This is a genomic window from Stenotrophomonas daejeonensis (genome assembly GCF_001431505.1).
Taxonomy (GTDB): Bacteria; Pseudomonadota; Gammaproteobacteria; order Xanthomonadales; family Xanthomonadaceae; genus Stenotrophomonas; species Stenotrophomonas daejeonensis.
The window spans coordinates 1-13352 of record NZ_LDJP01000010.1 but is presented as its reverse complement, the minus strand read 5'-3'; the positions used below and the strand labels follow the sequence as shown (position 1 = coordinate 13352).

The window sequence follows — 13352 nt, the reverse complement described above, 5'->3', positions numbered from 1 at the left end:
GGCCTTGCGGATGCGGCGGTCAGCAAGGTCAACGGAGGGTGCGCCGGGCCCGTCCTGATAGGCCCCTACAGCCAGCCACGCGCGGCCAGCGACACCGGCAGGCCGTCGCCGACGACGAAATGATCCAGCAGGCGTACCTGCACCAGCCCCAGCGCCTCGCGCAGGCGGGCGGTGATGGTGCGGTCGGCGGCGGAGGGCTCGGGGTTCCCGCTGGGGTGGTTGTGGCCGACGATCACCGCCGCGGCATTGTGCGCCAGCGCCCGCCGCACCACCTCGCGCGGGTGGATCTCGGCGCTGTCGATGGTGCCGGTGAACAATTCCTCGAAGGCCAGTGCGCGGTGCCGGGTATCGAGGAACAGCACGGCGAACACCTCGTGCGGGCGCGGCCGCAGGCGCTGGGCGAAGTAGCGCCCGGCCGCGGTCGGGTCGGTCAGCGCGGTGCCGCGCTCCAGGTCGGCGGCGAGGTGGCGCTGGCCCAGCTCCAGCGCGGCGGCGATGCCGCAGGCGCGGGCCGGCCCCAGCCCCGGCAGCTGCGCCAGTTCGCGCGCGCTGCGGTCCAGCAGCCGGCGCAGCGGGCCGTGGTGCTGCAGCAGGTGGCGCGCGGTCTGCACCGCGTCGCGGCCACGCAGGCCGGAACCGAGGAAGATCGCCAGCAGCTCGGCGTCGGACAGGCTGCCGGCGCCATGCGCCAGCAGCTTCTCGCGGGGGCGTTCGGTGCTGGGCCAGTCGCGGATGTGCATGCCCAAAGCATGGGTGCGGCGTGCACCCGGAGTAATAAGCGGCGGCAGACCCTTCGGGTAAGCTAAAGATTCTTGTGCAGGTAGGAACTTTCCCCCCGTGACTGGCCCACATTCCCATGCCCAGGCGCCTGCGCGGCCGCTGGAAGGACGCAAGCTGCTGCTGTGCGTCGGTGGCGGCATCGCCGCCTACAAATCGCTGGAGCTGGTGCGCCGGCTGCGCGATGCCGGCGCCCGCGTGCAGGTGGCGATGACCGAGGGCGCGCAGCAATTCGTCACCCCGCTCAGTTTCCAGGCGCTGTCCGGCCAGCCGGTGCGCACCACGCTGTGGGACGGCGCCGCCGAGCAGGCGATGGGCCACATCGAGCTGGCGCGCTGGGCCGACCGCGTGGTCATCGCCCCGGCCACCGCCGACCTGCTGGCGCGGCTGGCCAATGGCCATGCCGACGACCTGGTGACCACGCTGTGCCTGGCCACCACCGCGCCGGTGACGGTATGCCCGGCGATGAACCACCGCATGTGGCTGCACCCGGCCACCCAGGCCAACCTCGCGCTGCTGCGCGGGCGCGGCGTGCAGGTGATCGGGCCGGAGGATGGCCCGCTGGCCGAAGGCGAATCCGGCCCCGGCCGGCTCAGCGAGCCGGACGCGATCGTCGCCGCGCTGGCCGCCGACCCCGTACCCGCGGCCGCGCCCGACCGCCTGAACGGCGTGCGCGTGCTGATCAGCGCCGGGCCGACCTACGAGGACCTCGACCCGGTGCGCTACGTCGGCAACCGCTCCAGCGGCAAGATGGGCTACGCACTGGCCGCCGCCGCCGCGCGCCGCGGCGCGCAGGTGGTACTGGTCAGTGGTCCGGTGCAGATCGCCACGCCGCCCGGCGTGCGCCGCATCGACGTGCGCTCGGCCGCGCAGATGCGCGAGGCGGTGCTGGCCGAGCTGCCGGCCGACATCTACATCGGCGCCGCCGCGGTGGCCGACTACACGCCGCAGCAGGTATCGCCGCAGAAGCTGAAGAAGACGCCCGGCAGCCACACGCTGGTGCTGGAACTGGTGCGCACCGCCGACATCCTGGCCGAGGTGGCGGCGCAGGAGGACGCGCTCAAGCTGGTGGTCGGCTTCGCCGCCGAAACCCACGACGTGGAGAAATACGCGCGCGGCAAGCTGGTCGACAAGCACCTGGACCTGATCATCGCCAACCAGGTCGGCATCGCCGGCGGCGGCTTCGAGAGCGACCAGAACGCCGCCACCGCCTACTGGGCCGACGGCCAGCGGGACTTCCCGGGCACCGCCAAGACCCAGCTGGCCGAACAGCTGCTGGACCTGATCACCGAGAGGCTGGACGCATGAGTACCGACAACGCATTGCAGCCATTGCAGGTACAACTGCTCGACCCGCGCTTCGGCGACGCCTGGCCGCTGCCGGCCTACGCCACCGAGGCCAGCGCCGGGCTCGACCTGCGCGCGGCCACCGAGGCGCCGATGACGCTGCAGCCGGGCGACACCGCGCTGCTGCCCAGCGGCATCGCCATCCACATTGCCGACCCCGGCTTGTGCGCGGTGGTGCTGCCGCGCTCGGGGCTGGGTCACCGCCACGGCATCGTGCTCGGCAACGGCACCGGCCTGATCGACGCCGACTACCAGGGGCCGCTGCTGATAAGCGTGTGGAACCGCGGCCGCGAGCCGTTCACCATCGAGCCGGGCGACCGCATCGCGCAGCTGGTGGTGATGCCCATCGCCCGCGTGGCCTTGCAGGTGGTGGATACTTTCACTGACAGTGCGCGGGGAACGGGTGGATTCGGCCATACCGGCGTGCGCTGACGGGGGAGATGCGCGATGAGCGAGGGGAATGAAGGCCGGCGCAAGGCTGCCGGGTTGGGGCGCTCGGCGCCGCTGCTGGCGGTGTTGCTGCTGTTGCTGGCCGGCTGGTTCGGCTGGAGTGCCTTCGACCAGTGGCAACAAGCCGATACCGGCACCGCGCTGGAGCAGGCCCGCGACCAGGCCGTGACCGCCGTCGGCAAGGCCGTGGCCGAGCAGAACGCGCAGTTCGCCCGCCAGCTCGAACGCGAACCGGTGAAGGCCGCGCTGGCGGCCGGCGACGCCGAGGCCGCCGCCAACGCGCTGCGGGAAACCTGGACCGGCGTGGACGAAGTGCAGGTGTTCGACGCCACCTTGGCCGCCGCCTACGCCGACCCGGCGGCCTTCGGCTATTCGCGGCTGGCGCTGCTGGAGCTGGCGATGAGCGAAGGCAAGCCGGTGGCGCGCGTGGTGCGCGACGGCAATGGCCCGCGGCTGGGGCTGGCCGCGCCGGTGCAGTTGCAGGACCGCGCGGCGGTGGCCTACGTGCGCCAGCCGCTGGCCCGCCTGACCGCGGTGTTCGACATGCTGCAATCGCCGGAAAGCGCCTTTCTCGGCCTGCGCCAGGGGGCCTTCACCGTCGTGCGGAAGGGCAACAGCGGCCTCGGCGGCGGTGCCGACGCACTGGCCCGGCCGGTGCCCGATACCGGCCTGCGCGTGGTCGCCGAACTGCCCGACGCCGCCGAAGGCCCGATGGGGCTGGGTACGGTCGCCTGCGCGGTGGTGGCTGCATTGCTGGCGCTGGTGGCGTTGCTGCTGCTGGTTGGCCGCAAGCGCCTGCCGCCGCTGCGCCGCAAGGCCGCCGCGGAGCCGGCCGACGGCGGTGTCACTCTGCAGCAGGCGCTGGAACAGGAACCGCTGCCGGTGGCGCCGGCAGCGGAAGGCACGGGCGACGACGCCGGTGAGGCCGCCCCCGCCGTGCCGGAAGCCGACGCGGTGGTCCCGGGGATCTTCCGCGCCTACGACATCCGCGGCGTGGTCGGCAGCGAGCTGAACGCCACCGTGGCCCGGCTGGTCGGCCAGGCCATCGGCAGCCAGATGCAGGCGCAGGGGCTGCGCGACGTGGTGGTCGGCCGCGACGGCCGCCTGTCCGGCCCGGAGCTGGCCAACGCGCTGATCGACGGCCTGCGCCGCGCCGGCTGCGAGGTCATCGACATCGGCATGGCGCCGACGCCGGTGGTGTATTTCGCCGCCTACCACCTGCGCGCCGGCAGCTGCGTGGCGGTCACCGGCAGCCACAACCCACCGGACTACAACGGCTTCAAGATCGTCATCGGCGGCGAAACCCTGGCCGGCGAGGCGATCACCGCACTGTACGAGCGCATCCGCGACGGCCGCCTGCACCTTGCCGACGCACCGGGCAGCCTGCAGCAGCGCGAGGTCATCGACGACTACGTGCAGCGCATCGGCGACGACGTGCAGCTGGACCGCCCGCTCAAGGTGGTGGCCGACGCCGGCAACGGCGTGGCCGGCGCGGTGGCGCCGCAGCTGCTGGAAGCCATCGGCGCGGAGGTCATCCCGCTGTACTGCGAGGTCGACGGCGAGTTCCCGAACCACCACCCGGACCCGAGCGAGCCGCGCAACCTCGAGGACCTGGTGCAGATGGTCCAGCGCTTCGACGCCGACCTCGGCGTGGCCTTCGACGGCGACGGCGACCGCCTCGGCGTGGTGACGAAGGACGGCCGGATCGTGTTCGCCGACCGCCTGCTGATGCTGTTCGCCGCCGACGTGCTGGTGCGCAACCCCGGCGCACTGGTCATTTACGACGTCAAGTGCACCGGCAAGCTGCCCGACTACATCCTGCGCAACGGCGGCAGCCCGATGATGTGGAAGACCGGGCATTCGCTGGTCAAGGCGAAGATGCGCGAGACCGACGCCGAGCTGGCCGGCGAGATGAGCGGCCATTTCTTCTTCAAGGAGCGCTGGTACGGCTTCGACGACGGCCTGTACGCCGCCGCGCGGCTACTGGAAATCCTCGCCCAGCGCGAGGAGGCCCCGGACGAGGTGCTGGCCGAGCTGCCCGACGCGGTCGCCACCCCGGAACTGAAGGTGCCGGTGGCCGAGGGCACCCAGCATGCACAGGTGGCGCTGGTGGTGGCCGCCGCGCAGGCCGAGGATTCGCCGTTCGCCGCCGCGCGCATCTCCACCATCGACGGCCTGCGCGTCGATTTCCCCGACGGCTGGGGCCTGGTGCGCGCCTCCAACACCACGCCGGTGCTGGTGCTGCGTTTCGAGGGCGACGACGAGGCCGCGCTGGAGCGGATCAAGGCGCTGTTCCGCGAACAGCTGCAAAAGGTGCTGCCCGACGTCGAGCTGTCCTTCTGACTGACTGTAGGAGCGCACCTTGGTGCGCGATGGGGCCTCACCGGGAAAGCTTCATCGCGCACCAAGGTGCGCTCCTACGGGTATTGCCGATGGCCTGGATCGCCCGTCCCCTGCACGCCGCCGCTCAGCCGTGCGGCGCGACCTCGCCGGCCGGGGCGATGCCCTTGAGCACCCGGTAGCGGGCCAGGGTTTCGTCGATCTCCACGTCCAGCGCCTTGCGCTGGCGCTCGAACGCGGCCTGCAACCGCAGTTGCGCCTGCAGCTCGCGGTGGCGCTGGCGGATGTCGTCGGCCTGCTTGTCGGCGACCTTCTGCCCGGACAGCTCCTTGTTGCCGGCCGCCTGCAGCTGCGTGGCCAGCGCGTCGCGCAGGCTGGCCACGTTGTAGGCGGCGGTCTGGATGTTGTTGTCGACGATCGCCGCGCGTTCGTTGAACACGCGGCGCAATGCGTCCTCGCTGCCGTAGGTGGACAGCATCGCCTGCTCGGTGCGCTTGCGGGTTTCCACCGCGGCCGCATCCACCTGCGCCTGCGCCGCGGCCAGCGCGGCGTCGGCCTGTTCCTCGGCGGTGAGCGCGCGCTGCACCTCGGCGCTGCGCAGGCCGCTGCGCGCGTTGAACTCCTCGCGCGCGTTGTTCACCGCCTCGGCCGGCAGCGTGTCCGAGCAGATGCGGCGCCCGCCCTCGTCCCAGCAATACAGCTTCTTGCCGGCTTCCGGCTTGTTCTGCGCCAGCGCCGGCAGGGCCAGCGCGGCCAGCGCCAGCAGCGCCGTGGCGCCGGTCTTGGACGGATTTCGCATCATCGCAGCCCCCTGCGGTCAGCTCGTTGGATTGCTTCCGTACTGGCCGCGGTAGGCCAGCAGCGGTTCCCGGTAGCCGACAAGTTCCGGGTTCCCGGAGGCGAATGCAAGCAGGTCGGCCAGGTTGGCCACGGCGATCACCGGGATGCCGGTCTCGGCGGCCACGGCCTGCGCGGCGGAGCGGCGGTCGTCCTCGGAGGCGATCTCCTGGCGGTCCAGCGCAACGACAATACCGGCCGGGATGCCGCCCGCGGCGCGGATGGTGGCCAGCGCCTCGCGGATGGCGGTGCCGGCGGTGATCACGTCGTCGATGATCAGGATGCGCTTGCCGGCCATGTCCGCGCCGATCAGGCTGCCGCCCTCGCCGTGGTCCTTGGCCTCCTTGCGGTTGAAGGTAAGCGGCAGGTTGCGGCCGCGGTGCGAGAACTCGCAGGCGATCGCGGTGGCCAGCGGGATGCCCTTGTAGGCCGGGCCGAACAGCTGGTCGAAGGCGATCTCGGCGCCGTCGATGGCGTCGGCGTAGCAGTTGCCCAGCTGGGCCAGCGCCAGGCCGGTGTCGAAACGGCCGGCATTGAAGAAGTACGGGCTGACGCGGCCGGACTTGAGGGTGAACTGGCCAAAGCGCAGGGCGTCCGCATTCAGCGCCAGCTGCAGGAAACGGGAACGATGGTCACTCATGGTGCTGCGGTTTCTTGTCGTCTGGTAAAGGTGGCTAGGGTAAAGCATGGCTTCGGCGAATGCTGGCGCCGGCGGTATGCTGTGCCGCTCCCCCAGGCCGCCAGCGGGTTTCCATGCGCATCATCAGCTTCAACGCCAACGGCATCCGTTCGGCCACCAGCAAGGGTTTCGGCGACTGGTTCGCCCGCCAGCAGGCCGACGTGCTGTGCATCCAGGAAACCAAGGCGCAGGAGGCGCAGCTGGCCGACCCGCTGTTCCGCCCCGATGGCCACCACTGCTTCTACCGCGACGCCATCACCAAGAAGGGCTACAGCGGGGTGGCGATCTGGAGCCGGCGCGCGCCGGACGAGGTGCGCACCGCGCTGGGCTGGGCGCCGTTCGACGACGAAGGCCGCTATATCGAGGCGCGCTTCGGCAACCTGAGCGTGGTGTCGTTCTACATCCCGTCCGGTTCCTCGGGCGAACTGCGCCAGGGCTTCAAGTTCGAGGTGATGGAATGGCTGCGGCCGATTCTCGCCGGATGGCTGGCCAGCGGCCGCGACTACGTGCTGTGCGGGGACTGGAACATCGTCCGTACCGCGCTGGACATCAAGAACTGGAAATCCAACCAGAAGAACTCCGGCTGCCTGCCCGCAGAGCGCGACTGGCTCAATGGCCTGTGCGCCGACCTGCCCGGCGACGCCGAACCGGCCAGCGGCCGCGGCTGGGTGGACGCCTACCGCGCGCTGCACCCGCAGGGGCAGGACTACACGTGGTGGAGCAACCGCGGCGCGGCGCGTGCCAACAACGTCGGCTGGCGCATCGACTACCAGTTCGCCACCCCCGGCCTGCGCGAGCGCCTGCGCGGCTGCTCGATCTACCGCGACGAGCGCTTCTCCGACCACGCCCCGTTCATCGTGGACTACGACCTGTGAGCGAAGCGGCGGTGAAGCGCCGCCAGGGCTGGCGCGAGGTGCTGGGCAACCTGCGCCAGCGCAAGGTGCTGGCGATGCTGCTGCTGGGCTTCAGTTCGGGGCTGCCGATCTACCTGGTCGGCAACACGCTCGGCTTCTGGATGCGCAAGGAAGGCATCGAGCTGGACACCATCGGCTTCCTGTCGTGGGTGGGGCTGGCGTATTCGCTGAAGTTCCTGTGGGCGCCGATCGTCGACAAGACCGACGTGCCGGTGCTGGGGCGGATGCTCGGGCGGCGGCGCGGCTGGATGCTGTTGTCGCAGCTGGTCGCGGCGCTGGCGCTGGTGGGCATGGCGCTGGTCCAGCCCAAGGGCGGCAATCTGCTCGTGCTGGGCCTGTCGCTGGAACATCTGCTGGTATTCGGCGTGCTGGCCACGGTGGTCGCCTTCGCCTCGGCCACGCAGGATATCGTCATCGATGCCTGGCGCATCGAGGTGGCCGACAACAGCGAGCAACTGGGCCTGCTGACCGCCTCCTCGGCGCTGGGCTACCGCACCGCGCTGCTGGTCACCGACGCGCTGATCCTGATCATCGCCGCGCGCGTGGGTTGGCAGCTGTCCTACGAAATCATGGCGGTGCTGCTGGGGCTGGGCGTGGCCGCCGTGGCGCTGGCGCGCGAGCCGGTGCGGGCCGTGGTCGCCGTGCACGAACAGGCCGCGCGCCTGTGGACCCCGCGCGGCCTGTTCGACGCGCTGGTCGGCCCGTTCCTGATGTTCTTCCGCGAGCACCGCAGCGGCGCGCTGCTGATCCTGGCGGCGATCAGCATCTACCGCATGGCCGACTTCGTGATGGGGCCGATGGCCAACCCATTCTATGTCGACCTGGGCATGGACGAGGACACGGTGGGCGCGGTGCGCGGCTCGGTCGGGCTGGTCGCCACCTTCGTCGGCATCGCCCTGGCCGGGGTGGTGTCGGTGCGCTGGGGGGTGATGGCGGCGCTGCTGGTGGGCGCCATCCTCGGCCCCTGCTCGAACCTGGCCTTCGCATGGCTGGCCCACGTCGGCCCCGGCAGGCTCGAGTTCGCCATAGCGATGGCGGTGGACAACCTGTCCAGCGGCTTTGCCGGCACTGCGCTGATCGCCTACATGTCCAGCCTGACCAGCATCGGCTACACCGCCACCCAGTACGCCCTGCTCAGCTCGTTCTACGCGATGCCGGGCAAGGCGCTGAAGGGCTTCTCCGGCATGACGGTGCAGCACCTGGCGCAGGGCCGTACCCTGCTGGAGGGCTATGCGCTGTTCTTCGTCGGTACCGCGCTGTTGGCCATCCCGGTGCTGTTGCTGTGCCTGGCATTGGCGGCGATGCAGGCGCGCAGGCGGGCCGCACCGGTATGAGCGGGACGTCGCAGCTTGGCGTCGCGCCCGTTGAAACCGGCCACGGCCTCGCCGATGATCCGGGGCGGGGGGACCGGCTGGATGGCGGGCGCGATGAAATGGCCGACGTGATCTTGCGGGATGTCGACCCGCTGCTGCTTGAGCGCATTCGCCGTTTGGCGGTGGCGCGTGGCTGGACCCGCGAATACACCTGCATGGTGCTGCTCGAGCAGGGCCTGTTCGCCGGCGAGCACGAAATGAGCCACGGCTTCGGGAATATCGAGGTGGATGCGCTGTCCGAGGCCATCCACGCCCTGCAGGCGCTGCCGGCCGGCGCCGAGTTCGGCTGACCACTCTTCGCGGATCGACGTAGGTGTCGGGCTTGCCCGGCACGGGGCTTGGCCGCCGATGCTTCCGGCACTCACGCCGGATGAATCGCCCCGAGGATCCGCGGCCCGCGCGCGCCGGTGACCGCCGGCAGGTTGCCGGGACGCCCGGCCAGGGTTTCGCGCGCCAGCCACGCAAACCCCATCGCTTCCATGAAATCCGGGTCCAGCCCATGTTCGGCGCTGGACACGACCGCCACGCCGGGCAGCCGCGCGCCGATCCGCCGCAGCAACGGCGGATTGCGCACGCCGCCGCCGCAGACCAGCAGCCGCCGCACCCCGGGCAGGTGCGCCAGCAGCGCGTCGGCGACCGTGGCGGCGGTGAGTTCCAGCAGCGTGGCCTGCACGTCGGCCGGCGCCAGCGCCGGCTCGCCCAGTCGCGCCTGCACCCAGTCGAGGTGGAACTGCTCGCGCCCGGTGCTCTTGGGCGGTGACAGCGCGAACCACGGCTCGGCCAGCAGCCGCGCCAGCAATGCCGCATCGACCCGCCCGCCAGCGGCAAACGCGCCATCGGCGTCGAAAGGAGTACCGAGGTGGCGCTGGCACCAGCCGTCCAGCAGCGCGTTGGCCGGGCCGGTGTCGAACCCGCGCAGGCCGCCGTCGCGCGCGATCAGGCTCAGGTTGGCGATGCCGCCCAGGTTCAGCACCGCACGGTCCTCGTCGCCGCTGCCCAGCATCGCCAGGTGGAAGGCCGGCATCAGCGGCGCGCCCTGCCCGCCGGCGGCGACGTCGCGGCGGCGGAAGTCGGCCACGGTGGCGATGCCGGTCAGCTCGGCGATGCGGCTGGCGTCGCCGAGCTGCCAGGTGAAGGCCGGTTCGGCGGCGGGGCGGTGGCGGATGGTCTGCCCGTGCGAGCCGATGGCACGCACCTGCGCGCGGTCCACGCCTGCCTGCGCCAGCAACCCGTTGGCGGCCTCGGCGAAGGCGATGCCGACCCGCGCATCCAGTTGCCCCAGCGCGTCCAGCGACGTCGGCTCGCGGCCCTGGCCGAGCGCGACCAGTTCGGCGCGCAGCGCCGGCTGCCAGCCGAACGTGTGCCCGTGCACGAAGCGGCAGCCGCCTTTGGTGGGGAACTGCACCAGCGCCGCATCGATGCCGTCGGCACTGGTGCCGGACATCAGGCCGAGGAACAGCGGCAATCGTGGATCGGCGGCGGGCATGGGACGTCCGGAAAGAAAGCGGGCAGGGAAGCTTCGAGGCTCCCTGCCCGCATCGTCAATGCATGTCTGCTCTGGATCAGCCGCGCTTGTCGGCCGCGGCGGTGGCGGGCTTGTCGCCGCCGGCCCGGGCATAGAGCATCTCCTCCATGCCGCGGATGCGAGCCATTGCCGGCGCGGTCTGCGCACGGAACGCGACCAGGGCGGCGCCCTTGAGCGGTTCCGGCGGCGGCATCGTCACCGAGGCCGGGTTGCGCTGCTGGCCATTGACGCGGAATTCGTAGTGCAGGTGCGGGCCGGTGGCCAGGCCGGTCATGCCCACGTAGCCGATCACCGTGCCCTGGCTCACGCGCTGCCCGGCCTTGATCTTGCCGAAGCGCGACATGTGGCCGTACAGCGTGCTGTAGCCACGGCCGTGGTCGAGGATCACCACGTTGCCGTAGCCGCGCTGGGTGCCTGCGAACTGCACGCGGGCATCGCCGGCGGCCATGATCGGGGTGCCGGTGCGCGCGGCGTAGTCGATGCCCTTGTGGCCGCGGATCGTGCCCAGCACCGGATGCTTGCGCATGCCGAAGGTGGAGCTGATGCGGGTATAGCTCACCGGCATGCGCATGAAGCTCTTCTTCAGCGGCCGGCCGTCGATGTCGAAGTATTCGGTCTTGCCGCCATGCTCGTAGCGGAAGCCGGTGTAGGTCTTGCCGCCGGTGGTGAACGTGGCCGCGAGGATCTTGCTGGTGTCGATGCGCTCGCCTTCGCGCCAGGTTTCGTCCAGCACCACGCTGAAGCGGTCGCCGCGCTGCACTTCGCGGGAGAAATCGATGTCGTAGTTGAATATCTCCTCGGTCATCGTGGCGATGGCCGAGGGGCTCAGCCCGGCCTTGCGCGCGGCCGCGTACAGCGAGCTGGTGATCTCGCCGCTGGTCACCACGGTACGGGTGCTGGTGACGCGTTCCAGCACCTGCTCCTGGATCTTCCCGCCCTGTAGCGACAGCTGCACGCGGTGGTTGGCGTCGCGGTCGAAGCGCAATGCACGCAGCTCGCCGTCCACCGGCAGGTCGAAGGCGATCTCGGCGCCGGGGCGCAGCCGGGTCAGCACCTCGCGGGTGCCGGGGTGCTCCAGCACCTGGTGCATCACCGTGGCCGGCACGCCCACCGAGGCGAACAGGCCGCTCAGCGTCTGCCCCGGCTCCACCCGCAGCACCTGCCAGCTGTCGCCGGGCACCTCGCTGCGGTGGGTGGGGGGAAGCGGCGGCAGCGGCAGCGCCAGCGTTGCCTGCGAAACCGGCAGCACCTGCTCGATGGAATTGGAGAAGCCCGGGACGATGGTCGCCGCCAGCGCGCCGATGGTCGCGAACAGGCTGGCGTGGATCCAGTGCCGGCGCGTCCAGCGCTCGTTGAACGCGGCCGGGAAGTGCTGCTTCAGCTTCCGATGCAGGGCGGTGTCGTGCAGGACATGGAGTCGTTCCTGGAAGCGCTGTTTGCGCGCATGGCCGTGATCGGGTTGGGACATCTCGCGTTTCTCTGGCCGGCCCGGATCGTGGGCCCAAACGCGGGTAACATAGACACCTGAAAATACCGCGTCAAACCATTGAGCCGCATGGCTTTTTGATGAATTGGGCGGTTAACCTCCACTTAACACCATTCATGCCTTGCGGCGAAGCCGGAGTTCCACGCGTGTCCTCGATTGATGAAGCCCTTGCCCAGATCGGCCGCGGAGCCGACGAAGTCCTCAAGCTGGACGAACTGCGCCAGCGTCTGGAAAGCGGTCGCCCGCTGCGGGTAAAGGCCGGCTTCGACCCCACCGCTCCCGACCTGCACCTGGGCCACACGGTGCTGCTGAACAAGCTGCGCCAGTTCCAGGACCTCGGCCACCAGGTCATCTTCCTGATCGGCGACTTCACCGGCATGATCGGCGACCCCACCGGCAAGAACGTCACCCGCAAGCCGCTTACCCGCGAGGACGTGCTGGCCAACGCCCGCACCTACGAAGAGCAGGTGTTCAAGGTGCTCGACCGCGAGCGCACCGAGGTCCGCTTCAATTCCGAATGGTTCGGCAAGATGGGCGCGGCCGACATGATCAAGCTCGCCGGCCAGTACACCGTGGCGCGCATGCTCGAGCGCGACGACTTCGCCAAGCGCTACGCCGCCCAGCAGTCCATCGCCATCCACGAGTTCCTCTACCCGCTGGTGCAGGGCTACGACTCGGTGGCGCTGGAGGCCGACGTCGAACTCGGCGGCACCGACCAGAAGTTCAACCTGCTGATGGGCCGCGGCCTGCAGGAGCACTACGGGCAGAAGCCGCAGATCGTGCTGACCATGCCGCTGCTGGAAGGGTTGGACGGCGTCAACAAGATGTCCAAGTCGCTGGGCAACTACATCGGCATCAGCGAGCCGGCCATCGACATCGTCACCAAGACCATGAAGATCGACGACACGCTGATGTGGCGCTGGATCGACCTGCTCAGCTTCGACATCTCCATCGCCGAGGCCGCGCAACTGCGCGCCGACGTCGAGGCCGGAAGCATCAACCCGCGCGAGATCAAGCTGCGGCTGGCGCGTGAGCTGGCCACCCGCTTCCACGATGCCGCTGCCGCCGAACAGGCCATCGCCGGCTGGAACGCCGCGGTGACCGGGCAGGGCGACATCACCCAGTTGCCCCTACAGGAAGTGGCCATCCCGGCCGAAGGCCTGCGCATTGGCGCGTTGCTCACCGCCGCCGGCCTGACGCCGAGCAACTCGGAAGCCTCGCGCAAGCTCAAGGAGCGCGCGGTCAAGGTCGACGGCAACGTCGTCGAAGACCCGCAGACCGTGCTGCAGCCCGGTTTCGAGGGCCTGTTGCAGGTGGGCAAGCGCAACTTCGCGCGGGTCCTGCTGGTCGCGGGTTGAGGCAACCGCGCCACGCAAGCTGAACCGCGATGGGGCGATATGCGGGAAATTTCCCGTGCCCCCTTCACAAAGCTGCAACACAGGCACATACTTCCGCTCCCTCGCCGCCGGCCCACGCGGTCAACGGCGAAGGAAGTCGAATTCACCACTTTTTAGGTGTTGACGGAAACAAAAAGCCGGTCATAATAGGCGGCTCGCTTCGGCGCTGGCCCTTTGGGGTTGGGTTGAAGGGTCAACACTCTCCAACGAGGTGTTGACGGCAACGAA

At 70.3% G+C, this 13352-nt stretch carries 12 protein-coding genes; 7 read left to right on the top strand and 5 right to left on the bottom strand.

Features of this window, described 5'->3' with window-relative positions:
- Positions 1-65: 65 nt before the first annotated feature.
- Positions 66-740, bottom strand: a complete 675-nt coding sequence (radC, locus tag ABB34_RS01630) for a RadC family protein (RefSeq protein WP_057639495.1) — start codon at positions 738-740, stop codon at positions 66-68.
- A 97-nt stretch (positions 741-837) separates the two neighbouring features.
- On the opposite strand from radC, the gene coaBC reads away from it, so the two are divergent.
- The 3 genes from coaBC to ABB34_RS01615 are packed head-to-tail and all read left to right on the top strand — an operon-like array spanning position 838 to position 4916.
- Complete coding sequence (coaBC, locus tag ABB34_RS01625; RefSeq protein WP_057639494.1) at positions 838-2085, top strand: bifunctional phosphopantothenoylcysteine decarboxylase/phosphopantothenate--cysteine ligase CoaBC; 1248 nt, start codon at positions 838-840, stop codon at positions 2083-2085.
- Positions 2082-2555 carry a dUTP diphosphatase gene (gene dut / locus ABB34_RS01620; RefSeq protein ID WP_057639493.1) on the top strand — a complete coding sequence of 158 codons (474 nt, stop codon included), beginning with the start codon at positions 2082-2084 and terminating at the stop codon, positions 2553-2555. The genes coaBC and dut overlap by 4 nt, the downstream gene beginning before the upstream one ends.
- 15 nt (positions 2556-2570) lie before the next feature.
- Entirely contained in the window at positions 2571-4916 is a 2346-nt protein-coding gene (locus tag ABB34_RS01615) for a phosphomannomutase/phosphoglucomutase (protein WP_057639492.1), read from the top strand.
- 124 nt (positions 4917-5040) lie between these two features.
- Here the strand turns inward: ABB34_RS01615 and ABB34_RS01610 are convergent, their stop codons facing one another.
- Together ABB34_RS01610 and pyrE are read right to left on the bottom strand one after the other, a co-directional pair.
- Positions 5041-5715, bottom strand: a complete 675-nt coding sequence (locus ABB34_RS01610) for a hypothetical protein (protein WP_057639491.1) — start codon at positions 5713-5715, stop codon at positions 5041-5043.
- A 15-nt stretch (positions 5716-5730) separates the two neighbouring features.
- A complete protein-coding gene (gene pyrE / locus ABB34_RS01605) occupies positions 5731-6390 on the bottom strand; it encodes an orotate phosphoribosyltransferase (RefSeq protein ID WP_057639490.1) in 660 nt (219 codons plus the stop codon).
- 113 nt (positions 6391-6503) lie between these two features.
- On the opposite strand from pyrE, the gene ABB34_RS01600 reads away from it, so the two are divergent.
- The 3 genes from ABB34_RS01600 (at position 6504) to ABB34_RS01590 (ending at position 9006) form a co-directional block, all read left to right on the top strand.
- Positions 6504-7304 carry an exodeoxyribonuclease III gene (locus ABB34_RS01600; protein ID WP_057639489.1) on the top strand — a complete coding sequence of 267 codons (801 nt, stop codon included), beginning with the start codon at positions 6504-6506 and terminating at the stop codon, positions 7302-7304.
- On the top strand, positions 7301-8677 hold the full coding sequence (locus ABB34_RS01595; RefSeq protein WP_057639488.1) for an AmpG family muropeptide MFS transporter: 1377 nt from the start codon (positions 7301-7303) through the stop codon (positions 8675-8677). The genes ABB34_RS01600 and ABB34_RS01595 overlap by 4 nt, the downstream gene beginning before the upstream one ends.
- A 98-nt stretch (positions 8678-8775) precedes the next feature.
- Positions 8776-9006, top strand: coding sequence for a hypothetical protein (locus ABB34_RS01590; RefSeq protein ID WP_057639487.1), 231 nt, complete (start codon positions 8776-8778; stop codon positions 9004-9006).
- A gap of 71 nt (positions 9007-9077) precedes the next feature.
- Here ABB34_RS01590 and ABB34_RS01585 read toward each other — a convergent pair whose 3' ends face one another.
- Entirely contained in the window at positions 9078-10202 is a 1125-nt protein-coding gene (locus ABB34_RS01585; RefSeq protein WP_057639486.1) for an anhydro-N-acetylmuramic acid kinase, read from the bottom strand.
- A 76-nt stretch (positions 10203-10278) separates the two neighbouring features.
- Positions 10279-11709, bottom strand: a complete 1431-nt coding sequence (locus ABB34_RS01580; RefSeq protein ID WP_057639485.1) for a peptidoglycan DD-metalloendopeptidase family protein — start codon at positions 11707-11709, stop codon at positions 10279-10281.
- A gap of 164 nt (positions 11710-11873) precedes the next feature.
- On the opposite strand from ABB34_RS01580, the gene tyrS reads away from it, so the two are divergent.
- Positions 11874-13085: a tyrosine--tRNA ligase gene (gene tyrS / locus ABB34_RS01575; RefSeq protein ID WP_057639484.1), complete on the top strand. Its 1212-nt coding sequence runs from the start codon at positions 11874-11876 to the stop codon at positions 13083-13085.
- Positions 13086-13352: the final 267 nt, after the last annotated feature.